Source organism: Streptomyces physcomitrii (assembly GCF_012273655.1).
Lineage (GTDB): Bacteria > Actinomycetota > Actinomycetes > Streptomycetales > Streptomycetaceae > Streptomyces > Streptomyces physcomitrii.
The window spans coordinates 100810-123176 of sequence record NZ_JAAWWP010000021.1 but is presented as its reverse complement, the minus strand read 5'-3'; the positions used below and the strand labels follow the sequence as shown (position 1 = coordinate 123176).

Sequence of the window (22367 nt, the reverse complement as noted above, 5' to 3'; positions counted from 1 at the left end):
ATATGGAAGCCCTGTGAGGGGTGGAGTTGACCGGTACTAATAGGCCGAGGGCTTGTCCTCAGTTGCTCGCGTCCACTGTGTTGGTTCTGAAACCACGAACAACCGCTGCCCCACACCCGATTTCTGGGTGGTGGTGTGGCTTCGGTTGTGTGTTTCATAGTGTTTCGGTGGTCATAGCGTGAGGGAAACGCCCGGTTACATTCCGAACCCGGAAGCTAAGCCTTACAGCGCCGATGGTACTGCAGGGGGGACCCTGTGGGAGAGTAGGACGCCGCCGAACTAAATGTAGAGAAGAGCCCCTGTACCGGGAGAACCGGTACGGGGGCTTTTCTCATTTACTGCCTTGCGCCGTGCGGGGCGACCTTCCAGGATCGGGGGATGAACGCTCCCAGGCAGCTTCAGCATGTTGTGCGCCGGTCCGCGCCGAGGACTGGCCAGCCGTCCGCGAGCTGCGGCTCGCCGCGCTGCTCGATCCGCTCGCCCCGCTGGCCTTCCTGGAGAGCTACGCGAACGCGGCCGGTCAGCCCCAGGTCTTCTGGCAGGACCGGGCCCGTCATGCCGCCGAGGGGACCACGGTGGCGCAGTTCGTCGCCGAGCGCGCGGGCGACGGGCGCTGGGACGGCACCGTCACCGTGCTCATCGAGGAAGCCGGGAGCACCGACCCCTTCGGCCTCCCGGTGGTGCACCGGCAGGCCCATCTGGTCGGCGTCTTCGTACGGGCCGGGGCGCGGGGCAGGGGTCTGGCCGAGGATCTGTTCCGGGCGGCCGTCGAGTGGGCGCACGAGGTGCCCGCCGTGGAGCGGGTCCGCCTCCTCGTCCATGAACGCAATGCGCGCGCTGAGGGCTTCTACCGCAGGTTCGGCTTCGTACCGTCCGGGGTCGCGGTGCCGGAACCGGACGGCGCGGAGGCGAACGAGCTGGAGTACGTGCTCCGACCGTCCGTCGGCTGAACAGCTCAACAGCGGAACGGTTCAACGGTTCAGCAGCTGAACGGCCGGGCGGCGCGGGGACGTTCCACGGCGGCGGTACGTCGGGACGGCGTACGCCCCGTGCGCGGGCGGGAGTCCGCGGGAATACGGCCGCGGTGCGGCGGGTTGGCCGGGGGCATGAAGGCTCTTGGTGTCCATCAGTTCGGCGGCCCGGAAGTGCTGCGGGTTCTTGATCTGCCGGAACCGCAGGCGGGGCCCGGTGAGGTCCGCATCCGGGTGCACGCGGCCGCGGTGAACCCGACCGATGCCCTGCTGCGTACCGGCGGTCACGCCGCCCGTATGCCCGACCGCCGGCCTCCGTTCGTGCCCGGCATGGACGCGGCCGGGGTGATCGACCAGCTCGGGCCCGGCAGCGACGGCCGGCTCGCCCTCGGGCAGCGGGTGGTGGCCATGGTGCTGTTCACCTCTCGGCACGGCGGGGCCTATGCCGAGCAGGTCGTGGTCCCGGCCGCCTCGGTGGTGCCCGCCCCGGAGGGTGCCGACTTCCCGGCCGCCGCCACGCTGCTCATGAACGCCCTGACCGCACGCCTCGCCCTGGACGCGCTGGCCGTGCCCCGAGGCGCAACCGTCGCCGTGACCGGAGCGGCCGGTGCCGTCGGCGGCTACGCGGTCGAGCTGGCCAAGGACGAGGGGCTGACGGTGATCGCGGACGCCGCCCCGCGCGACGTCGAGCTGGTGCGCGGCTTCGGCGCCGACCGCCTTGTCGAGCGCGGCGCCGAGGTCGCCGCGCGGATCCGCGCGCTGGTGCCCGCCGGGGTCCCCGGTCTGGTGGACGGCTCCCTGCAGACCACCGAGGTCGTCCCCGCGGTCGCCGACGGCGGGGCGCTGGCCGAGCTGCGGGGCTGGACCGGCCCGGCCGAGCGCGGCGTCCGCGTGAGCCCGGTGATGGTGGCGGACGCCCTCACCGACACGGAGCGGCTGGACCGGCTCCGCCGTCAGGCCGAGGACGGCACCCTGACGCTGCGCGTCGCCGAGGTGCTGCCCGCCGAGGAAGCGGCCAGGGCCCACCGCATGCTGGCCGCCGGCGGCCTGCGCGGACGGCTGGTGCTCGACTTCTCCTGACTCCCGCAGAGCCTCTGCTTTCCCGGAAACGGGAGCCAAGTGCTGTGCTCAGGCGGGCAGTTCGGCATCCGGCCAGCGGGCGCGACCCTGTTCCCGGGAGCGGAGCAGGGCGAGCGTCGGAAGGCCCTGCTCCGGGCCCCTGCTGAGGAGTTCGGGGAGTTGGGGGAGCGGGGCGACCGCGGCCACGTCGTCGAGGACCAGGGTGAGTGGTGGGTCGAGCCGACCGGAAGATGACCGTGCGGCCATGCCCCGGCCGTGCTCGACCACGCTCGAAGCCAGGGCGGTCAGGAGCGGCATCGCCCCGGGCTGTGTTCTGGGGTCCTCGATGGGCTCGCCCACCAGATACAGGGTGCCCCCTTCATGGACGAAGGAATCCAGCGTGACGGCATCCGTCCGATTGTGTGCGCATGCCTCGCGGATATGCACCGAAAACAGCGCCGCCAGCGAACGGGACGTCAACTCCTGTGCCATGTCGCGGCGTTCGGGATAGGCGGTGAGCGCGGCCTCCAGCTCGCCCGCGGCTCCGGAGGCCGCCTTCGGATGGGCGCGCAGGATCCGTACCGCCTCCTGCACCCCGGTGCCCTGCGCCCACCGGTGGACGTGCTTGAACTGCCTGCCGTCCACGGCCGCCGCGTGCAGGAAGCTGCGCAGCAGCGTCTCCGCGGTCTCCGCGAGCAGCGCGTCGACCCGGGCGGTCGGCCGCACCGGGGCGAGCAGCGCCCGCGAGCGGGCCGCCGCCACCGCGCGGTCCTCGCAGCCCCGGGTGGGGGACCAGTGCAGGCGCGCCGGGGTGTCGCACAGGTGCAGCGGGTCGTACACCAGGACCGGGCCGAGCTTGGCGCGCCCGTCCTTGGTCTCCGCCCAGAGCGTGGGATCCGAGGTGACCACCAGGGCGGGCCCCTCCGCGTCCTGCACGGCCCGCACCGCGGCGGGCCGCCGGGTCCCGGCCGGGCCGAGGACCAGCGGGGAGCGGGGCGTGGGCAGCGAGGCGGCGAAACCGGCGGGGGCCAGGGGCTGCGCGATCCCGCCGCCGGTCCCTGAGGCGGGGTGGGGTACGCCGGAGGGTGCCGCCCCGGCGACGGGCTCGGGGGTGGGCGTACTGGCTGTGAAGGGAGCGGTGTTGGCCGTGCTGGAGGCGAACGCCGTTCCCTGGGGCTCCGGTTGGGCGTCACCGACGCCGTGGGTGCCGCTTTCGCCGTCTCGGTAGCCGTCTCCCGTACGGGAGTTGGGTGCCGCGGCGGTACCGGGAGCGGGGGTGGCTCCGGGGCTTGCCGGGCCTCCGGGGTCTGCCGCGCCGTGGAGGCCCGTCGCACCGCCGGTGGCTGTCCCGGCCCCGCCCGCGGTCGCCCCGTAGGCCTCGCGTGCGCGGGCGAACTCCGCGCGCTCCCGCTCCAGTTCGGCCTGGGCGCGCTCGCGTTCGAAGACGGCGCGGTCCCGCTCCAGTTCGGCGCGCTGGCGGGCGAACTCCGCCTGGTCGTAACCGGGTTGGCGGTGGCCGTCGTGGGCGTGGGTGCCGGGGGCATCCGTGGTGGCGGACTTGTGCGCCGCGTACGGGTTTTCCGACAGCGGGGCGCCGCCGTCGAGGTCGCCGCGGTCGGGGAGGTCCTTGGCGGAGCGGCCCCGGGTGGCTCCGCGGGCCTGCTCCTCGTACCGGCGGTCCCGCTCCTCCGCCTGCTCGGCGCGGGCCTTGGCGAGGGCCGCGCGCTTGCGGGCGCGGACGGCGCGCCAGCGGGCCACGGTGCCCATCACGAAGACGGTCAGCACGACGAGGACGAGCAGCTGCCCGATGAACAGGCCCCAGAACAGGCCGTATCCGCTCAGCTGCTCCTTCGGCGTGCCGGGCCAGGCGCCGGGCAGGTCGTGCGGTTCCTGCATCAACTCCCGCATCGCCCCCGGGGTGTTGCCGAGGCCGACCCCGTCCGGCCAGGCGCCCTTGGAGAAGAGCCCGGCGAGGCCGGTGGAGGTCCAGGTGAGCGCGGTGAGGCCGAGGAGGAAGGCCAGCACGCCGATCAGCAGGCCGTCCGGGATCCCGCCTTCCGGTTTCTCCTCGCCCCGGCGCGGGGGCTCGCGTCCGGTGTCGCGCATCTCAGGCCACGTCCGTCATCTGGGGCCACGTCCCTCGTTCCAGGCCGCCGCCCTCCTGCCCGGCCGCGGCTTGCCGTCCTCCGGTGCCGGTGCCATCGTCGCAGGCCCGGCACCGCCGTTGGTCGCCCGGTCCGCCCGCCGGCGCCCGCGCCCCGGAGTGTGCCGGGGCGCACACCCGCGCCCTACGCCACCGTGGAGTCGTTCATCTGCCGCTCCATGTACGCGGCCCGCTGCTCGGCCTCGATCTCGGCGGCGCGCAGCGCGTCGTGCTCGAAGTCCTCCCGGGCGGAGGCCTCGGTCATCGCGCGGTCGGTGAAGACCAGCGGGCGTTCGGTTTCGGTGATCAGATGCTTGACCACCTGCACATTGCCGTTGACGTCCCAGACCGCGATGCCGGGGGTGAGGGTCGGGATGATCTCCACCGCCCAGCGCGGCAGCCCGAGCACCCGGCCGGTGGCTCTCGCCTCGTCCGCCTTCTGCGCGTAGATCGTCCGGGTCGAGGCCATCTTCAGGATCGCCGCCGCCTCCTTGGCGGCCGCCCCGTCCACCACGTCCGAGAGGTGGTGGACCACCGCCACGAAGGAGAGGCCGAGCCGCCGCCCGAACTTCAGCAGCCGCTGGAACAGCTGCGCCACGAAAGGGGAGTTGATGATGTGCCAGGCCTCTTCCACCAGGAAGATGCGCTTCTTGCGGTCGGGCCGGATCCAGGTGTGCTCCAGCCAGACACCGACGATCGCCATCAGGATCGGCATCGCGATCGAGTTGCGGTCGATGTGCGAGAGGTCGAAGACGATCAGAGGCGCGTCCAGGTCGATGCCGACCGTGGTCGGCCCGTCGAACATGCCGCGCAGGTCACCGTCGACCAGGCGGTCGATGACCAGCGCCACGTCGAGGCCCCAGGCCCGCACGTCCTCCAGGGCGACATTCATCGCCTCGGCCGAGTCCGGCTCGGGATGCCGCAACTGCTCGACGATGTCGGTCAGTACGGGCTGGCGGCTGGTGATGGTCTCGTTGACGTAGGCGTGCGCGACCTTGAGCGCGAAACCGGCGCGCTCGTCCAGGCCGTGGCCCATCGCCACCTCGATGATGGTGCGCAGCAGCGCCAGCTGGCCGGTCGAGGTGATCGAGGGGTCCAGCGGATTGAGCCGGATGCCCATGTCCAGGGCGGCCGTCGGGTCGAGCCGGATCGGCGTGATGCCCAGCTCCTCGGCGATCAGGTTCCACTCGCCGACACCGTCCTCGCCCTGCGCGTCGAGGACCACCACCTGCCGGTCGCGGAATCTCAACTGCCGCAGTACGTACGTCTTCTCCAGCGCCGACTTGCCGTTGCCGGACTCGCCGAGCACCAGCCAGTGCGGCGCCGGGAGCTGCTGCCCGTAGAGCTGGAAGGGGTCGTAGATATAGCCCTTGCCGGAGTACACCTCCCGGCCGATGATCACGCCGGAGTCGCCGAGGCCGGGGGCGGCGGTCGGCAGGTAGACGGCCTGGGCCTGGCCGGTGGAGGTGCGCACCGGCAGGCGGGTCGTCTCGACCTTTCCGAAGAGGAAGGAGGTGAAGGCGTCCGTGAGGATCGACAGCGGGTCCCTCATCTGGGCCTACCTCCGGATGCCGGTGGCGAACGGGAGCGTGTTGACGAAGGCCCGGTGGTGCTCGCGGTCGCACCATTCGAGCTTCAGATACGACTTACCCGCCGAGGCTCTGATCGTGCGCTTGTCGCGGGCCAGCGCCTCGGGGTTGCGCGAGGAGACGGTGATGTAGCCGACCAGGTTGACGCCCGCGGCGCCGCTCGCGAGGTCCTCGCCGCGCTGGTCGAGCCGGGAGTGCGCGGCGATGTCGCGGGGGTCGACGGTGCGGTTCATCTTGGCGGCGCGGCTGGCGTCGGCGACATCGTTGGTCTTCTCGGTCAGCATCCGCTCGATGGCGATCTCGGTGGGCTCCAGGTCCATGGTGACGGCGACCGTGCGGATCACATCCGGGGTGTGCACGAGCAGCGGCGCCAGGAAGTTCACCCCGACCGGGGTCATCGGCCACTCCTTCACCCAGGCCGTGGCATGGCACCAGGGCGCCCGGGTGCTGGACTCGCGGGTCTTGGCCTGGAGGTACGTCGGCTCCATGGCGTCGAGTTCGGCGGGCCAGGTGTTGCGCTGGGTCATCGCCTGGATGTGGTCGATCGGGTGGTCGGGGTCGTACATCGAGTGCACCAGCGAGGAGAGCCGGCCCTGGCCGAGCGGCTGGCGGACCCGGATGTCGGCCTCCTGCAACCGCGAGCAGATATCGGTCAGTTCACGGGCCATCACCACGGCGAGGCCCGCGTCGCGGTCCAGCTTGCGGCCGCCGTGCCCGCGCGCGGCCCGCGCCATCGCCTGCGCCTCGGCGGCGAGTTCCCGCGAGTAGTGCATGCAGGCCACCAGGTAGGCGCGGTGCTGCTCGCTGCTGGTCGACACCATCGACTGCAACTGCTCGTAGGAGCCCTGCAGCCAGCGCGGCGACCGGTCGTCCCCGCGCTGGGCGACGTCCTTGGCGTGCGCGTCCGGGTCGGCGGGCAGCGTACGGGCGAGCATCTGGAGCCGGGTGACGAAGCCGTCGCCGTTGGCCACGTGCTTGAGCAGGGTGCCGAAGCGGTCGACCAGCGCCTCCTGGTCCTCCGAGTCGCGCAGGCCGACCCCGGGGCCCTCGATCTCGATGGCGGCGGTGACGGTCCGGCGGTCGGCGTGCAGCAGCACCGCGATCTCGTCGGGGCCGAAGGGCGCCGCCAGCCAGCTGATCCGGCCGATCCCGGGCGGCGGCCCGACCTCGACCTCCCGCCCGTCGATCCGGGTCCCGGCCTCCACACTCGCCGACTTGTACCCGGTGCCCCGCCGCAGCAGCCGCTTGTAACTCCGGTTGATCTCGAACCACTTGTAGAAGGTACGGCCCTTGTACGGCACGTAGACCGCGGCGAAGGCCAGCATCGGGAACCCCATGAGCAGCACGATCCGCATGCTCAGCACGGGCACGAGCAGTCCGCACATCATGCCCAGGAAGGCGCCGGCGATGATGAGCGCGATCTCTCCGGTCTCGCGGTTGCGGCCGACGATCGCGTTCGGCCGGGCGCGGCCGATCAGATACGTGCGGCGGGGCGTGACCGGATGCGAGGCGTGCGTCAGTTCCGTCGTCAACGCCCTTCACCTCCCGAGCGGTTGGCGCTCTTCGCGCTGCGGTTCCCGGCATGCGGCGTGTTCGCCGGGCTGGTACGGGGTGGCGGTGCGCCGCCGCTGTCGCCGCCGCGGCTGCTGTGGGCGGCCACCCCGCCGCTGACCGGGTTCGAGGGGCGGGCGTCGCTTCCGCCACCGCCCCCACCGCCGGAGTCGGCGCGGCTGCTGTGCGCCTTGATGCCCTGGGAGACCAGGGCGGCGGGCGAACTGATCACGGCCGCCGCGCGGTTCTCGGCGCCCTGGGTGAGGCGGTTGTTGCGCCCGGCGGCGATCTCGTCGCCAAAGCCCGGCACAAAGCGGTAGATCATCGCACTGGCGAAGATCGCGAGCAGGATGATGGCCAGCCCGGAGACCACGGCGGAGAAGGAGTCGGGGCCGCCGTCGCTGGACAGCGCTCCGGCGAGCCCGAGGACGATCACGATCACCGGCTTCGCCAGGATCACCGCGATCATGATCCCGGCCCAGCGGCGCACATGCGTCCACAGGTTCTTGTCGACCAGGCCCGCGTAGACCACGGTGCCGAGCAGCGCGCCCACGTAGAGCAGCGCGGCCCTGATCACCAGCTCCAGCCAGAGCACCCCGGCGGCCAGGATCGACACCAGGGAGACCACGATCAGCATGATCGGGCCGCCGCCGATGTCCTCGCCCTTCTTCAGGGCACCCGAGAACGAGCCGAAGAAGACGTCCGTCTGACTGCCCGTCGTCTTCGCGAGGACGTCGGTGATGCTGTCCGTGGCGGAGACGACCGTGTAGAGGATCAGCGGGGTGAAGGCGGAGGCCAGCACCGTCAGCCAGAGGAAGCCGATCGCCTCGGAGATCGCCGTCGTCAGCGGTACCCCGCGCACCGCCCGCTTCGCCACCGCGAGCAGCCACAACAGCAGCGTCAGCACGGTCGAGGCGGCGAAGACCACCGCGTACTGCTGGAGGAACTTCGGGTTGGTGTAGTCGACCTGCGCGGTCTCCTTCACCGCCTCGGACAGCTTGTCCACCGTCCAGGAGGCGGCCTCGGCACAGGCCTTGGAGAGGGAGGAGAGGGGGTCGAGGGGGGATTCGACGGAGGGGTCGTCGGGGGGCTGGCGGTTGCTTCCGCTGCTGCCGCTTTCGCAGTAGCGCTTGGCGGGACCGCGGATCAGCTCGCAGGAGTCGTCGCCGGGGTCGGGGTCCGGGGCGGCCACGGCACGGGTCGCCCAGAGGAAGACTGCCGCCTGGACCGCGGAGAGCGAGGCGGTCAGCGAGAGGACGCGTCGGCGCCGGCTAGCGGGCATACGTGAATCCTCCGTACTGCTCGACGGCCTTGGACATGTCATCGGCGGTGGACGCTCTCTGGTCTCCGTTCACGGGAACCGGACCGTCCTTCTGGCTGAAGTCCTCGACCTTCCAGTCGTTGCCCACCCACTTCAGCTTGTATGTCGACGTGTACCAGGACTCGCTGACGGGGTTCTTCGACGTGACCCCGGAGAGACCGAACAGCGAGGAGTACCAGACCTCGACGCTCGCCGTATCGGCCGAGACCTTCTTGGTCTTGGTACCCACCGGGATGATGCGCGAGACGAAGGTCGAGCCCTCCGGCGCGGCACCGTTCTTCTCCAGTCCGATACGGCGGAGGAAGGCCGGGTCCGAGTACACCTTGTCGAGGTCGGCCTGGCGGCGGGCCGCCTGGTCGGGTGTGTAGACGGCCTGGGCGATGGACTGTCTCGCCGCCTTGTCGAACATCTCCGCCGAGCCCAGCGCCACCGCGTAGTTCGCCGCCGCGCTCTCCGCGCCCTGGGCGTCGTGGCCGAAGCCCGAGGGGATGGCGCCGTTCTTGCCGGCGACGGGTTTGCCCCCGGTGGGCGCCGTGGGGGCGGCGGCCGGACCGCCGCCGTCCTCGTCCCCGCCGGAGGAGTCGTCGGTGCCGCGGTTGGCGAAGGCGATGGCGGCGATCAGGAGGACCACCACGCCCATCACCGTGGCCAGGCTGCGCGAGGAGGAGCGGCGGCGGGTGCCGCCGTAGGGTTCGCCACCGCGTTCGGGCAGCCGGGTGCGGGTCTGTCCGGAGCCGCCGAAGCCGTCGTCCGCGCGCGTCTCGCCGCCGTAGCCGTGCTCGTCGCTCGGGCTCATGCCTCGTCCGCCCCCTTGTACTCGTGCCGAAACGCCGTTCCGTACGACGGTAGCCGTGTGGGACGCCGTCTTGGGGAGCTGTGGATAGTGGACATCAAGGGGACGCAACCTCGGCCGGTGGGCATGACGGGCTAACTGGTGGGAGGACGGCCGGGGCTGCCCGGCCGGGCAGTCGGCGCCGCTAAACCGCCATGCCGTAGACGATCGTGAACAGAGTGCCCAGCGAACCGATGATGAAGACGCCGGTCAGGCCCGCGATGATGAGGCCCTTGCCCTGTTCGGCGCTGAAGGTGTCGCGCAGCGCCGTGGCGCCGATGCGCTGCTTGGCCGCGCCCCAGATCGCGATGCCGAGGCACAGCAGGATGGCGACGGCCATGACGACCTCGATCATGACCCGGGCTTCGTTGCCCAGGCTCCCGAACGGCCCCCAGTCCGGGGCGATTCCGCCGATAATCGTGTTGATGTCGCCCTTTTCGGCTGCCATAAGCATGTAACTCACCGCCCCTAGCGGGTAGTTCCGTACCCTCTGCGAGCGCGCAGAGGTCACACTCATTCTCGCTGACGATCCCGCCGACTGATGTCGACTTCGGCGTCATTGCATGGCGGGTTTCGTGCCAATCCGCCGACTGCCCCGCCGTTGACCCTCTGCTCGGGCCGGGAACGGGCTTGCGAAGGATCGTATGGTCACTCTGTGTATCACGACGGATGACCCCGGGCAATGACGCCTCAGCGGGCGGGAGGGATCTCGTCGCAGGCCTGAGGCGTCGTCGATGGGCTGACCTGCCGTCAAAAGCCTTGGGCAGGGCGGCTGCTCTGCGTGTCCGGCAGCGCTACGGGTGGATGCGCGGGGCGTGCGCCCGCGCATCCGTACACACGTGCCCGCTTCGATTGGCCCTTCGGATAAGGGGGTTCGGGACGGGAAACGTGGCTGGATTCCGCCGGGTCGGGTGCCGGGAGGAGGGACGGGCGGCTCGGATCCGGGCGTCGGGGGCTGTCCCGGCGGTGCCGTTCGGCGGCGCGGGTTCGGTGGCGCGAGCTCGGGGTGGGAGGGGCTGGGGCTGGGGGGTGGGGGTCTGGGGGCTGGGCCGGCTTCCGCCGAGTCGCGGAGAGGCTCACCCCGTCACCCGTCACCCGTCACCCGTCCCTGGCACCCGGTCCCGGAAAGGCTCACCCGCGCACAAGAAATACGGGCCGCTTGCTCACTCGCCGACAAGAAGGCGGGCCGCGGTGGCGGCCGCTCCGTTTTCTGCGGGGCGGAGTATTGCGGCTGCTGGTTACCTGCTCGTAACGTCACGGCGAGTGCTCGATCGGGTCAGCCAACGGGCCTGGCTGGCTTTTCCGTTACGTGTGTCGTGTCGATGCCCCCTGCCCTGTTCCGGTGTCCGGCACCGGCGCCGGGCAGCCCCACTGATGCGGCCACGACCGAGGAAGGAACCGCATCCATGCACAAACTCGTACGCAAGGCCGCCGTCGTCGTTGCCGCGAGCAGCGCCGCCTTCGGCCTCGCCGTCACCTCCACGTCGGCTGCCCCCCAGGCCACGTGGACCGTCACCCCGGGCGGCGCCGTCACCGCCCACGCCGACAACCCCGCCGTCGTCACGGACTCCGGTGAGTTCGCCTGTGACAGCGCCGACGGCACCGGTTCGGTGAAGGGCGGCTCCGGTCTCGACGGCGCCGGGATCGGCAGCATCGACAGCCTGTCCTTCGACGGCTGCTCGGCGCTGGGTCTCACCCTGGAGATCACCACGAACGGCGCGCCCTACGCCATCAACATCACCGGCGTCAGCGCCGACAACCCGGACCATGTCACCGGGGAGATCGCCGGTGTCAACGCGCATGTGTCCGGCCCCGCCTGCTCGGCCGACTTCACCGGCACCGTGCACGGCTACTTCGACAACACCAAGAGCGCGCTGATCGCCGACGGCACCAGCCAGGACCTGACCGCCTCCAACGCCAGCTGCCTCGGCATCATCAACAACGGCGACACCGTCGCGCTGAAGGCGACCGTCGAGATGTCCCCGGGCCAGACCATCACCGCGGACTGACCCCGAGGCGCCGCCCGGGCCCCGCACCTGGACACCGGCCGCCCGGGCCGCACCTCTCCGGCCGCCCGCCCTCACCGGCGGACCGGCCAGCTCTCCCGCACCGCGAACCGACTGCCCGTCCCGGCCACCTCCCGGCCCGGGGCGGGCAGTCCGTCTGCCCGGGGGGTCTGCCCGGGGGAGTGCGCGATCGGAGGCCGGGTCTCCAGTCCGCACCTCGGCCGAGTTTTCAGCCGGAAAATTGGCTGGCCCCTTGGCCAGTTCCTCAGCCTGGCGCTCAGCCAGTCCCCAGCCCGATCCGCAGCCGGGCCCCAGGCTTCGGGTGGCCAGTTCCCCTCCCCCTCCCCCTCCCTCCTCCCCCTTCCCTCCCCTCTCCCTTCCTCTCCTCCTCAGCCCCGCCCGGGCCGTACCCGGGCCTCCTCGGCCGTGCAGAGGCGGACCTCCGTGGTGTTGCGCGTCCGGACCCCGGGCAGCCAACCCGTCGTGCCCTCCCGGGTGGTGGCCAGGTACCAGCGGGTGGAGGTCATCCCGCTCTCGTCCCGGACCAGGGTCCCGTCCGTCACCACGCACCGGGCGCTGAGCCGGTCGCGGCCCCAGACATGGCCCGCCGCGTTGTCCGGGGCGGCATAGCGGCCGTACGGGGTCCTCGCCAGCCTGAGGGCGCACTCCAGGGTGCGGTGGTCCCGGCAGGCCGTCTCGGCGTTGTGGACGGTGAGGGTCGGGGCCGCGTGCCCGGCCGGGTGCTGGCCGTCCGGGACACCCGGGGTGAGGAGCAGCCAGGCCCCGACGCCGATGAGCAGGACGGCGAGCGCGGCGGTCAGCGAGAGAGCGGCGCGGCGGCGCCCCGCGCGAGGCGAGGCACGGGCGTGCGGGACGAAGCGCCTGGGCGGGACGGATCGCCCGGGCGGGACGCAGCCCTGGGACGGGACGGGTCCCCGTCGTAGGACGGGCCTCTTGGACAGATTGGGCAGGTGGGACAGGAGGGTGTTCTTCGCCGGGCCGGATCCGATGGCCGGGACGGATCCCGCCGCCAGGACGCCCCCCTCTGCCTCGGGGCCGCGTACCCGCTCCCAGAGGCCGGGTGGCGTCCGGATCTCCGTCTCGGCGGCCCGGAGCCGTGCGCGCAGTGCGGCGGCGGTGGGCTGTGGGTCTTCCTCGTCGTCAGGACTCATCGCGCCCTCGTCCTTCCCGCTGGAGGTCGCTCAGGGAGCCCTTGAGTTTGCGCAGGGCCCTGCCGCGGGTCCGGGCCACGGTGCCGCGGTGGACCGAGAGGATCTCGGCGGCCCGGTCGATGGTGTATCCGTCCAGGTCGACGAGTATCACCACGGCCGCCTGGCGTACGGAGAGTTGCGCGAGGAGCCGTACCGCCTCCAGTTCGGCGGTGCGCTGCTCGACGCCGCCGTCCCAGGACCAGTTCGCCGACTCCGGGATGTCGGCGACCGGGGTCTGCCGCCGCTCCCGGCGCCAGCCGCTGCGCAGCACGCTGAGCAGGGTGGCGAAGGCGTAGGCGTAGGGCTCCGGGTGGGCGAGGAACTTCTGCGGGCGCGGGGCGATCTTCAGATAGACCTCGTGCACGGCGTCCTCCGCGGCGTGGGGCGTGCCCGCGAGCATCGCCGCCCGCCGGTACAGCCGGTCGAGCAAGGAGCAGAAGACCTCGTCGAAGGAGGCGCGGGAGGCTTCGGTGGCCGGTGGGCCGGGTGAACTCCCTTCTGAGGTGGCGGGCTTGGCGGGGAGCCGGTCGTCCGGTGGTCGTGGACCGGGTGGATGGTCGGGTCGTGGCGGCGTGGACGTCTTCGGCCCGCCGCCGGGGTCTGAGCGTGGCACGTGCAGTGCTTCCCCCGTGATGGCCGCGTGTGCTGTCGCGGTCACCCGTGCCCGTGGCTTGAGTGGGGTAATCGGCATCTTCGCCCCTTTTCGGAGTACTTGGGGGCAAAGGGCGCGCGGGTCGGAGCCCGGCTGGTCGAGTGCGCCCCGGGACCCCGCGCGGTGTCCCGGGGCGCTCCGTGGTGGGGAGCGCCGGCTGGGCCCCGGCCCCCGTGGAGGGGCCCGGCCGGCAGGGTCAGCAGGCCGGTTTCACGAGGTCGAGCCTGCTGCCGAACTTGCCGTCCGCCTTATAGGCGTTGGAGTAGTCCCCGGGGGTCACGGCGCGGCTCTCCGCCGGGTCCGTGTCGACGAAGCAGGCGGCGGCGTTGGCCACGAAGGAGCCGACGTTGTCGTGGAGGGCGGGCGGCAGGTTCAGCTGGCCGCTGCCCGGGGACCAGCGCCAGGTGGGGGCGCCGGACATGTCGTTGTCCTGCCAGAAGCAGACCTCCTGGGGGCCGCAGTCGGCCCCCGCCTTGCTGTCCGCGGCGAGGGCGCTGCCCGCGCCGAGGAGGGAGCCGGTCAGCGCGCACACCGACAGTGCGCCGAGGATCCGGGCACGAGTCCTGGTCATCTTTCTTCTCCCGTTCGTCTGCTGTTTCTGTCTGCGGTCTCCGACCGCTCTGGTCAGTGCGGTGTCCGGCCGGACACTCTCCATACGTCTGGGGAGGGCGATCCGTATGACACCGTTCGGGAGTTTTTTTCTGCCGTCGTGGGGCGGCGGGTCCGGGGGCGGGTCTCCTGGACGGCCGCCGTCCGGTCGGCCGGCCGCGCGAGGGGCCGCTGTCGGTGGGGTCTCCTACTGTGTGTCAGGAGGGCGACGCAGAGTGAGAGTTGCCGGTGCGAGGGGCGGCCGGGCGCGGGTGCGGGTCCGGCCGGAAAGGGCCCTGTGCGGGAGCCCGGACCCCGCGCGAGCCGCTCCGCAGCGCCGTCCTCCGTGGTGAAATGAAAGCTGTCTTCCGCCCGGTTGAGGAGTGGCTCGGTGCGCAAGGTCTGGATCGTCGGCGGGCTCGCCGGTTCGCTGTGCTCGTTCGTCGCGCTGCTGCTCATCGGCACCTTCGTGGTCGCCGGGAACATGTCCACCGGCAACGGCGGCGGCTCGGTGGGCCTGGCCAAGGGCGCCGTACCGGCCGCGTACCAGCCGCTGGTGCAGAAGTGGGGCAATCTCTGCCCGGCGCTCAACCCGGCGCTGCTCGCCGCGCAGTTGTACCAGGAGAGCGGCTTCAACCCGCGGGCGAAGAGCCCGGCGGACGCCCGCGGGATAGCGCAGTTCATCCCGGGCACCTGGGCCGCCCACGGGATGGACGGCGACGGCGACGGCGACCGGGACATCTGGGACCCCGCCGACGCCATCCCCTCGGCCGCCGCCTACGACTGCGATCTCGCCAAATACGTGCGCAAGGCGCCCGGCAACCAGACGCACAACATGCTGGCCGCCTACAACGCGGGCGCCTACGCCGTCATCAAGTACTCCGGGGTGCCGCCCTACCAGGAGACGCAGAACTACGTCCGCGTCATCACCACCCTGGAGAAGAGCTTTGCCCGGCCGATCACCCGGGTCGACCCCTCCCAGCAGGCCGCGAGCGCCATCTACTACGCGCAGAAGAAGCTCGGCACCGAGTACCTCTGGGGCGGCAACGGCACTTCCGACCAGGGCGGGCGCTTCGACTGCTCGGGGCTGACCAAGGCCGCGTACGAGAGTGTCGGGATCGCGCTGCCGCGGGTGGCCAACGACCAGTACAACGCCGGGCCACATCCGGACCGGGACGAACTCCTGCCCGGGGACCTGGTGTTCTTCTCCGACGATCTCACCAACTCGCGGGCGATCCGGCATGTGGGGCTCTACGTCGGCGGCGGCTACATGATCGACGCGCCGCGGCCCGGGGCGGTCATCCGTTTCGACCCGGTCGACACTCCCGATTATTTCGGCGCCACCCGGGTCACCAAGGATGGCGCGAAGGCGCTGCCGACAAACCCGGCCAAGGCCTGAATCGCCGGAGCAAACGGGCGGGCGGCGGCCGGAGCCGGTGACGCCGGGTGAGGGCGGAAGGGGGCGCTTGGCCGAAACCCTGCGCCGGATACCCCGTTCTGAGCTGCGGTGACGTATTTCTCTTCGATAACGGGTGGATGATCCTTCGGCAGATCGTGGAACGTATCGACACGGTGTGTGCGTTCCTTTGCTGTGTGCACTGAAGACCACGGGGGGCCGGAAGGCCGGTGCGTTCCCGCGCGCCGGTACGAAGAGACAGGAGCCGCTGCGTGAACGCCGGTCTCGAGGCATCGGGGTCCAACCCCGACGTCAGCCTGCTCCATGACGTCAACCACCTGAGCCGCAGCACCCCGGGCTGGTTCGACCGCGCGGTCGAGGCCGCCGGGAACTACGGGCTGCTGCTCGCCCTGATCCCGCTGCTCGCCGCCTGCTGGTGGCAGTTGCGGCGCAGCGGCGGCGACCCGGACCGGGCGGCCGCCTCGACGGCGGCGGTGCTGTGGGCGCCGATCGCCGGTGCGCTCGCCCTCCTGGTGAACCTTCCGATAAAGGACTTCGTCGGCCGCCCCCGCCCCTTCGCCGACCACGCGGATGTGGACGTCCTCGCCGAGGGCACCCACGGCTTCTCCTTCGTCAGCGACCACGCGACCCTCGCCATGGCGATCGGCGCGGCCCTCTTCGTCGCCCACCGCGGCTTCGGCCTCGCGGCCCTCGGGATCGCGCTGCTCCAGGGCGCCTGCCGGGTCTATCTGGGCGTCAACTACCCGACGGACGTGGTCGGCGGCTTCGCGCTCGGCACCGCGGTCGCCCTGCTCCTCGCCCCCGGCGCCGCCGCCCTGCTCACCCCCCTGATGAAGGCCGTCGGGCGGGCGCCCCGGGTCGGCGCGCTGGTCAGCGCCCCGCGCCCCGCCTCCGTACCCGCCGAACAGCTGGAGCTGCCCGAACCCCGCCCCGAGGGGCCCTCGGAACGCGACCTGGCAGCCTGAACGGTCGTCACCAGCCGCCGGCTGTACGGGGGTTCACGGCAGCTGTCGGCACTTCGGCCGGCGGCTTCCGCGGTCGAGCGGCGCCCTCCGGCCTCGTGGCCGCGGCGTCCGCCGGTACGAGCGGCGAGCTGAAGCCCCCGGCCCGAAGCATCCACCGATACGGGCGGGACGCCCTACAGCCCCTGCCCGAAGGAGAAGAAGCGCTCCGGGTCGTACTTCTTCTTCACCTGGGCGAGGCGGGCCGCGCCGGTGCCGTAGTAGGCGCCGCGCCAGTCGTCCAGCCGCGGGTCGATGTAGTTCTGGTAGGCGGCGCCGGAGGCGTGGCGGCGCATCGCGGTGTGCGTGCTCCGCAGCCAGGACTCGACGGTGGTGCCCGAACTCCCCGCCCGCCAGGCCCCGGTGTACTGCGCGAGGAAGCGGGAGCGCCGGTGCACGAAGGCCGTCGCGCCGGGATCGACCCGGTTGATGGCACCGCCGAGCGCGGTCAGCGAGAAGGCGCCGCTGCCGCCGCGTACCGACTGGATGCGGTCGAGCAGGGCCTGGATCCCGGCCGCGGAGAGCGAGCGGTCGAAGAAGTCGGAGCGGGCCGCGTAGGTCTCGCGGCCGAGGGCGCCCGCCCGGTTGCGGCCCGGGGTCTCGCCCGGCAGATGGCACATCGCGTCGGAGTAGCCGGAGCAGCCCGCGTAGACGTCCATCGCGGCCTGGTAGGCGCGGCGCTTGAGCGAGACGCTGCGCGCGGGGGCGCCGACGCGGTCCGCGAGCCGGTCCACCGCGTTCTGCAGATCCCCGTAACTCCCCAGCGAGAAGGCGGCGACGGAGACGGTCGGGGTGCCGCCCTCGGTGTTGTCCAGGTGCAGCGAGGACCAGATCTCGTCGGGCTGGGCGGGCCCCCACTCCTGCCAGGCCTTCACCACCGCGGCGGCCCGCGAGAAGGGCCAGCTCAGGAAGGCGCTGACGCCCTCGGGCGCGTCATGGGTGCGAAAGCGCAGCTCGGTGACGACGCCGAAGTTGCCGCCGCCCGCGCCGCGCAGCGCCCAGAACAGGTCCGGGTTCTCGTCCTTGCCGGCGGTGAGCTGCTTGCCCGCGGCGGTCATCACGGTGGCCGAGATGAGGCTGTCGCAGGTCAGCCCGTAGGCGCGGGAGGCGACGCCGTGGCCGCCGCCCAGGGTGAGCCCGCTGATGCCGACGGTGGGGCAGGAGCCCGCCGGGATGGTCACCCCGCGCGGGGACAGGCCCCGGTAGACGTCCATGAGCTTGGCGCCCGCGCCGACGACCGCCTCCTTGCCGCTGACCCGGACCGTGGCGAGCCGGGAGACGTCGAGGATCAGGCGGCCGTCGCCGGAGGAGTAACCGGCGTAGGAGTGGCCGCCGTTACGGATGGCCAGCGGGATCCGGTGGGCGCGGGCGTAGGCGAGGGTGGTCCGTATGTCGTCGAGGTGGGCGACATAGGCGACCGCGGTCGGCTTCAGCGCGTCGAAGCGGGTGTTGTACAGCTGGCGTGCGGTGGCCCACTCCTTGTCGCCCGGGCGGACCAGGAGCCCGTCCAGGTCGCTCGCGAGCGCCTTCCAGTCGGCGGGCGCCGAGGAGGCGGCGGTCCGGGTGGCCGTGCCCTTCGGGTCGCCGGGCGGGGTCGAGGCCCCGTCCGCGCCGGTGCCGGAGGGGCGGCAGGCGGCCGTGGCCGCGCCGGTCGCCAGCGCCGCGGACCCGAGGCCGAGACCCCCGAGACCCTCCAGGACCCTGCGCCGCTCCATGCCGCCTCCGCTCGTCGTCCGGCCCGGTTGGTTCACTACCTGCCCGGTGAACGAGACGGCATCCGTGAGGGGTCGGGTTCCCCTGCGCGCGGATGGATGTGAACGGGGCGCGGGGCGGCGGGAGATGGGGACCGGACATGCGGGGACCGGCCGCCTCCGGGGAGGGCGGCCGGTCCGGGGCCGGTGCGCGGGGCGGTCAGCCGATCCGGGCAACGGTCGTGTCGGCCGATCCGTTACCGGTCTTCTCAGCCGATCTGCGTACCGGTCTTCTGCAGGGCCTCGCCCACCGGCTGGAAGAAGGTGACGCCGCCCATGGTGCAGTTGCCGTTCCCGCCGGAGGTGAGGCCGAGGGCGCTCTCGCCGTCGAAGAGCGAGCCGCCGCTGTCGCCGGGCTCGGCGCAGACATCGGTCCGGATCAGGCCCTCGACCGCGCCCTCCTTGTAGTTGACGGTGGCGTTCAGCGCGGTGACCTCGCCGTCGTGCACCTTGGTGGTGCTGCCGCTGCGGGTCACCTGCTGGCCGACGGTGGCCTGGCCCGCCTTGGAGATCTTCTGGCGGCTGCCGTCGTAGAGGTCGACCGCGCTCGGGTGCGGGGTGTCGCCGGTGTACTTGGCCAGTCCGTAGTCGTCGCCGGGGAAGCTGCCGCTCTGCGTCTTGGCGATGACCGGACCGCCCTGCTTCGCGGACCAGGAGGCGATCGCCTCGGTGCAGTGCCCGGCGGTGAGGAAGTACGGCTTGCCGCCCTTGGTGACGTTGAAGCCGAGCGAACAGCGCCCGCCCTCGCCCCAGATGGCCTGCCCGCCCGCGACCAGCGGGCGGAACTCCCCGGCCGTACGGGTGACGGTGGCCCGGTCGCCGAGGGAGTCGACCACCTCGGTCAGCCGCGCCAGCCGCTCGCCGGTGACGGTGCGGTCGGCGGTGACGACGACCCGGTTGGTCTTCGGGTCCATCGCCCAGGAGCTGCCGGGCACGGAGGCGCGCTCCTTGAGGGTGGCGCGGGCGGCGTCCAGGGTGGCGAGGGAGTGCGCGACGAGACGGGACTCGGCGCCCGCGGCACGCACCCGGTCGGCGGCCTTCTCGTCGAGGACGTTGACCACGAGCCTGCGGTTCACGGCGTCGTAGTAGGCACCCGCGGCGGCCGGGCCGAGCTGGGCGCTGATGTCCGCGGCCAGTTGGGCGGCGGCCCCGGCCGTCAGCGGGTCGGGCGAGGGGGCGGCGCTCGCGGCGGGCAGCGCGGCGGCGCCGAGCAGGAGGGCCGCGCCGGCGGCGGCGAGCGCGGTGCTCCGCAGCGAGTGACGGGCGGCGTGACGCGGGGTGGGGCGGGCGTGCTTCAACGCGAACCTCCAGGCGGGACGGGGCCGGGCCGGTCGGCCGGGCCGGGAGGCGCCGGGCATCTCGCGCACCACGTCCGGGGCCCTTGGTCGGGATCGGGCCGGATCCGGGAGCGGGGGTCGGTCCGCAGCATCTCCCGGAACGACACATTTGCCGCATACCGCACCGCTCGCAACTGCGGGGCCACCCACCCGGGCTGAGGGGGCGTGAGGAAGCACCCGGCACCGGAGGGGGTGCGCGGGGCGCGGGGGAGCGGGTACGCACGCGGGCTCGGCGGGGGAGCGGTGCCGGCGCGGGCTCAGCCGAGGGCGGCGAGGTGGCCCTCGGCGTCGGCGCGGGCCTTGCTGCGCGCCCGCCTGGCCGGGCCGCGCCAGCCGCAGCCGCACCGGGCCGCGCAGAAGCGGCCGTTCTCCACGGTTGTCGTGCGGTGTTCCCCGGGACCGCCCGGGACCGACTCCTCCTGCTGCTGCGCCACGCCCCCAACGTACCCGTGCCGGATGAACCCAGACGCGTGACGGCGGCCCCTACCGGTCGTTAACCGGAGCGACGGGAGCCCGGATCCGGCACGGGGATGGCAGTGATGGTGAGGCAGCGGCGGACGCCTTCGGGAGGTACGGCCGTCGCCCTGTGCGCGGCGGGGCTGATGGCGCTGAGCGCCTGTGCCGGTGACGGCGCGGCCGTGGACTCGCGCCCCCCGCGCGATCCGGCCGAGGCCGTCCACCGGGCCGCCGCGGCGCTGACCGAGGCGGGCAGTTCGCGGGCCACCACCTCGATGGAGATGGCCACCGGCGGCACCCGGGTGACCATCCGCGGCGAGGGCGTCTACGACTTCCGGCGGGCGCTCGGGCAGTTGCGGGTGCTGCTGCCGCGGGACCCGGCGGGCGAGCGGCAGCACCGGCCGCTGACCGAACTCCTCTCGCCGGGCGCCCTCTACATGAAGAACCGCGGTGCCGGGGTCCCCGCCGACAAGTGGGTGCGCATCGAGACGGCCTCGCTCTCGGACGGCAACCTGGTCACCGGCGGGGCCACCGATCCGCTCACCGCGGCCCGGATCCTGCGCGGGGCGCGGGGTGTGGTCTTCGCGGGCAGCGGCGATCTGGCGGGCGTCCCGGTGCGCCGCTACCGGGGTGTCGCGGATCTGCGCCGGGCGGCCCGGACCCTGCCCGCCGGGGAGCGGGGGCCGCTGCTCGCCGCGGCGAAAGGGTTCGGCAGCAGCCGGGTGCCCTTCGAGGTGTACCTCGACGAGCAGGGCCGGGTGCGCAAGCTGCGCCACCGCTTCGTCTACGACGCGGGGCGCGCGGAGCCGGTCGCGGTCGCCTCGACCCTGCTGCTCTACGGGTTCGGGGCGCCGGCCGAGGTGCGGTTGCCCGCGGCGGCGGACATCTACGCGGGGAAGATCGCGGAGTAGGGGCGGGGCCCCGGGGCGGCGGTGACTCGCGACGACTGCGGTCCCGCGGAGGCTCCGGGGGTGTTCCGCGCGGGCGCCGGTGCTGACCAGGGCTTCGGCGGGATACCGGGAGGCCCCGGCGCGATACCGCGAGGCTCCGGCGGGATCCCGCGCGAGGTCAGGGGTGCCCCGCCGGGTGTCCGATGGGCCCGTACCGCGTCCCGGGGCTTGATTTCGTCGGCCGTTGGATTTGTGGGCTCGGTCACCGAACAGCCGCGCCCGGCACCGAAGATCCCTGTCCAGGCGGTTCCACGCCCACCGGTACCCGGGCGGGGGGCCGGAAATGGTCCGTCCGTGCCATGCGCCGTCCGTGCGCCCCTCCCTACTCTGGGAAGCCGGAAGAGCTTCCCGGAGTGAGCCGACGGAGGGCGGAGGTGAGCGGCGTGGCCGGAATACGCGGCGCAACGGTCCACGACCATGTCGCCCTCGCCGAGATCGAACTCTGCGGCGAACTGATGATCGCCGCCTCGGCGAGCCGGGCGGAACGGCTCAGCGCCGACCGGATCGACGAGGTGCTCCGGGTCCACGACGAGCGGCACCGTCGGCCCTCGGAGGAGAGACGGCGCCCGCCGGTGAGAAACCAGCGGCACTGAGAGTCCGGCTCCACCGGGAGACCGTTGTCGCGGAGAAGCCGGCGCCACTGAGAGGCGCGCGCCGCTGAAAACCGGATGCCGCTGGGAAGCCGATGCCGTGTCCACCCGCTGACGGGGGGCACGGCATCAGTGCGTCGTCCGGCGGCCTCGCGAGGCGCCGCTGTCTCCTCGGCCGGGTGGGGGTGCCCGCCGCCCCGGCCGGGCTGCGGGCGGAAAAGCCGAGAAACGGCAGCTGGCCGAAGAACGCCTGTGGACAAAAAATGACCGTGTCCCGACATGTGGACAAGTTCATCGGGATCAGGCCAGGGCGCATATGCCCCTCAGGTGCGCAGCAGCCGCCCGATCGCCTTGGTGGCCTCCTCGACTTTGGCGTCCACCTCGCCCGGGCCCTTGAGTGCCGCGTCCGCCACGCAGTGCCGCAGGTGCTCCTCCAGGAGCTGGAGCGCGAAGGACTGCAGCGCCTTGGTGGAGGCGGACACCTGGGTGAGTATGTCGATGCAGTAGACGTCCTCGTCGACCATCCGCTGCAGTCCGCGGATCTGGCCCTCGATCCGGCGCAGTCGTTTGAGGTGCTCGTCCTTCTGCTTGTGGTAGCCGTGCACCCCGCGGTCGTGGTCCGTGACGACCTCGGTGCCGGGCCCCTGCCCCGCCCGCTCCCGGGGCGCCGGGGCCGCCCCGCCGCTCGCCGCCCCGGCTTCACTGGTCGTCATCGCGTCCTCCCTGGACGGTTCCGCGCCGTTCCGCAGAGCTTGTGCGGCGCTTCGGCGGGACTTCTGATTTCTGATACCCCTGGTGGGTATATGGTACGGGTTTCCGCTGGGTAAGGACCCCTTGGCCGTACCCAGTGCTGAGCACTGTGCCCGATGGGCGACACTGGTGGAACGCCGGTTAGCCGTGGCCGGATGATGCGCCTAGCATCAGCCTGACCGAAACCAGAGC

Annotated in this window: 20 protein-coding genes and 1 rRNA gene; 8 read left to right on the top strand and 13 right to left on the bottom strand. The window is 72.5% G+C overall.

The window, feature by feature from the left end; genetic code table 11:
* Positions 1-163 precede the first annotated feature (163 nt).
* The 3 genes from rrf (at position 164) to HFV08_RS26735 (ending at position 2051) form a co-directional block, all read left to right on the top strand.
* A 5S ribosomal RNA gene (rrf, locus tag HFV08_RS26745) occupies positions 164-280 on the top strand.
* A gap of 70 nt (positions 281-350) precedes the next feature.
* Positions 351-950, top strand: coding sequence for a GNAT family N-acetyltransferase (locus tag HFV08_RS26740; protein ID WP_168543017.1), 600 nt, complete (start codon positions 351-353; stop codon positions 948-950).
* A gap of 156 nt (positions 951-1106) precedes the next feature.
* Positions 1107-2051 (top strand): NADP-dependent oxidoreductase, encoded by a 945-nt coding sequence (locus tag HFV08_RS26735; RefSeq protein WP_168543016.1) that lies wholly within the window; start codon positions 1107-1109, stop codon positions 2049-2051.
* A gap of 48 nt (positions 2052-2099) precedes the next feature.
* On the opposite strand, the gene HFV08_RS31935 is transcribed toward HFV08_RS26735, so the two are convergent.
* The 6 genes from HFV08_RS31935 to HFV08_RS26700 form a co-directional block, all read right to left on the bottom strand.
* Positions 2100-4136: a hypothetical protein gene (locus HFV08_RS31935; RefSeq protein WP_246342082.1), complete on the bottom strand. Its 2037-nt coding sequence runs from the start codon at positions 4134-4136 to the stop codon at positions 2100-2102.
* 182 nt (positions 4137-4318) lie between these two features.
* Positions 4319-5725: an ATP-binding protein gene (locus tag HFV08_RS26720; protein WP_168543015.1), complete on the bottom strand. Its 1407-nt coding sequence runs from the start codon at positions 5723-5725 to the stop codon at positions 4319-4321.
* Between the two features lie 6 nt (positions 5726-5731).
* Positions 5732-7294, bottom strand: a complete 1563-nt coding sequence (locus tag HFV08_RS26715) for an SCO6880 family protein (protein WP_040251907.1) — start codon at positions 7292-7294, stop codon at positions 5732-5734.
* Entirely contained in the window at positions 7291-8595 is a 1305-nt protein-coding gene (locus HFV08_RS26710; RefSeq protein WP_168543014.1) for a hypothetical protein, read from the bottom strand. The genes HFV08_RS26715 and HFV08_RS26710 overlap by 4 nt, the downstream gene beginning before the upstream one ends.
* Entirely contained in the window at positions 8585-9430 is an 846-nt protein-coding gene (locus HFV08_RS26705; RefSeq protein WP_210430812.1) for a hypothetical protein, read from the bottom strand. The genes HFV08_RS26710 and HFV08_RS26705 overlap by 11 nt, the downstream gene beginning before the upstream one ends.
* Before the next feature lie 181 nt (positions 9431-9611).
* Positions 9612-9920, bottom strand: coding sequence for a DUF8827 family protein (locus tag HFV08_RS26700; RefSeq protein WP_030363595.1), 309 nt, complete (start codon positions 9918-9920; stop codon positions 9612-9614).
* A 952-nt stretch (positions 9921-10872) separates the two neighbouring features.
* Between HFV08_RS26700 and HFV08_RS26695 the strand changes: the two genes are divergently transcribed.
* Positions 10873-11475, top strand: a complete 603-nt coding sequence (locus tag HFV08_RS26695; protein WP_168543013.1) for a hypothetical protein — start codon at positions 10873-10875, stop codon at positions 11473-11475.
* Between the two features lie 386 nt (positions 11476-11861).
* Here HFV08_RS26695 and HFV08_RS26690 read toward each other — a convergent pair whose 3' ends face one another.
* From HFV08_RS26690 to HFV08_RS26680, 3 genes are all read right to left on the bottom strand, one after another.
* Positions 11862-12644, bottom strand: coding sequence for a hypothetical protein (locus HFV08_RS26690; RefSeq protein WP_168543012.1), 783 nt, complete (start codon positions 12642-12644; stop codon positions 11862-11864).
* Positions 12634-13296 carry an RNA polymerase sigma factor gene (locus HFV08_RS32190; protein WP_312885839.1) on the bottom strand — a complete coding sequence of 221 codons (663 nt, stop codon included), beginning with the start codon at positions 13294-13296 and terminating at the stop codon, positions 12634-12636. The genes HFV08_RS26690 and HFV08_RS32190 overlap by 11 nt, the downstream gene beginning before the upstream one ends.
* A 235-nt stretch (positions 13297-13531) precedes the next feature.
* The gene (locus HFV08_RS26680) at positions 13532-13906 is read right to left on the bottom strand and encodes a hypothetical protein (RefSeq protein ID WP_168543010.1); all 375 of its coding nucleotides are present in this window, start codon (positions 13904-13906) and stop codon (positions 13532-13534) included.
* A 408-nt stretch (positions 13907-14314) separates the two neighbouring features.
* On the opposite strand from HFV08_RS26680, the gene HFV08_RS26675 reads away from it, so the two are divergent.
* Positions 14315-15322: a bifunctional lytic transglycosylase/C40 family peptidase gene (locus HFV08_RS26675; protein WP_168543009.1), complete on the top strand. Its 1008-nt coding sequence runs from the start codon at positions 14315-14317 to the stop codon at positions 15320-15322.
* Between the two features lie 269 nt (positions 15323-15591).
* Complete coding sequence (locus tag HFV08_RS26670) at positions 15592-16305, top strand: phosphatase PAP2 family protein (protein WP_168543008.1); 714 nt, start codon at positions 15592-15594, stop codon at positions 16303-16305.
* Positions 16306-16478: 173 nt separating this feature from the next.
* Here HFV08_RS26670 and HFV08_RS26665 read toward each other — a convergent pair whose 3' ends face one another.
* The 3 genes from HFV08_RS26665 to HFV08_RS26655 form a co-directional block, all read right to left on the bottom strand.
* The gene (locus HFV08_RS26665; protein WP_168543007.1) at positions 16479-18056 is read right to left on the bottom strand and encodes an FAD-binding oxidoreductase; all 1578 of its coding nucleotides are present in this window, start codon (positions 18054-18056) and stop codon (positions 16479-16481) included.
* A 245-nt stretch (positions 18057-18301) separates the two neighbouring features.
* Complete coding sequence (locus tag HFV08_RS26660) at positions 18302-19390, bottom strand: S1 family peptidase (protein ID WP_376770730.1); 1089 nt, start codon at positions 19388-19390, stop codon at positions 18302-18304.
* 296 nt (positions 19391-19686) lie between these two features.
* The gene (locus HFV08_RS26655) at positions 19687-19863 is read right to left on the bottom strand and encodes a hypothetical protein (protein ID WP_168543006.1); all 177 of its coding nucleotides are present in this window, start codon (positions 19861-19863) and stop codon (positions 19687-19689) included.
* 105 nt (positions 19864-19968) lie between these two features.
* On the opposite strand from HFV08_RS26655, the gene HFV08_RS26650 reads away from it, so the two are divergent.
* Together HFV08_RS26650 and HFV08_RS26645 are read left to right on the top strand one after the other, a co-directional pair.
* Positions 19969-20796, top strand: coding sequence for an SCO4651 family lipoprotein (locus HFV08_RS26650; RefSeq protein ID WP_168543005.1), 828 nt, complete (start codon positions 19969-19971; stop codon positions 20794-20796).
* Between the two features lie 413 nt (positions 20797-21209).
* Positions 21210-21428 (top strand): hypothetical protein, encoded by a 219-nt coding sequence (locus HFV08_RS26645; protein ID WP_312885838.1) that lies wholly within the window; start codon positions 21210-21212, stop codon positions 21426-21428.
* A 320-nt stretch (positions 21429-21748) separates the two neighbouring features.
* On the opposite strand, the gene HFV08_RS26640 is transcribed toward HFV08_RS26645, so the two are convergent.
* Complete coding sequence (locus tag HFV08_RS26640) at positions 21749-22138, bottom strand: metal-sensitive transcriptional regulator (protein WP_168543003.1); 390 nt, start codon at positions 22136-22138, stop codon at positions 21749-21751.
* Positions 22139-22367: the final 229 nt, after the last annotated feature.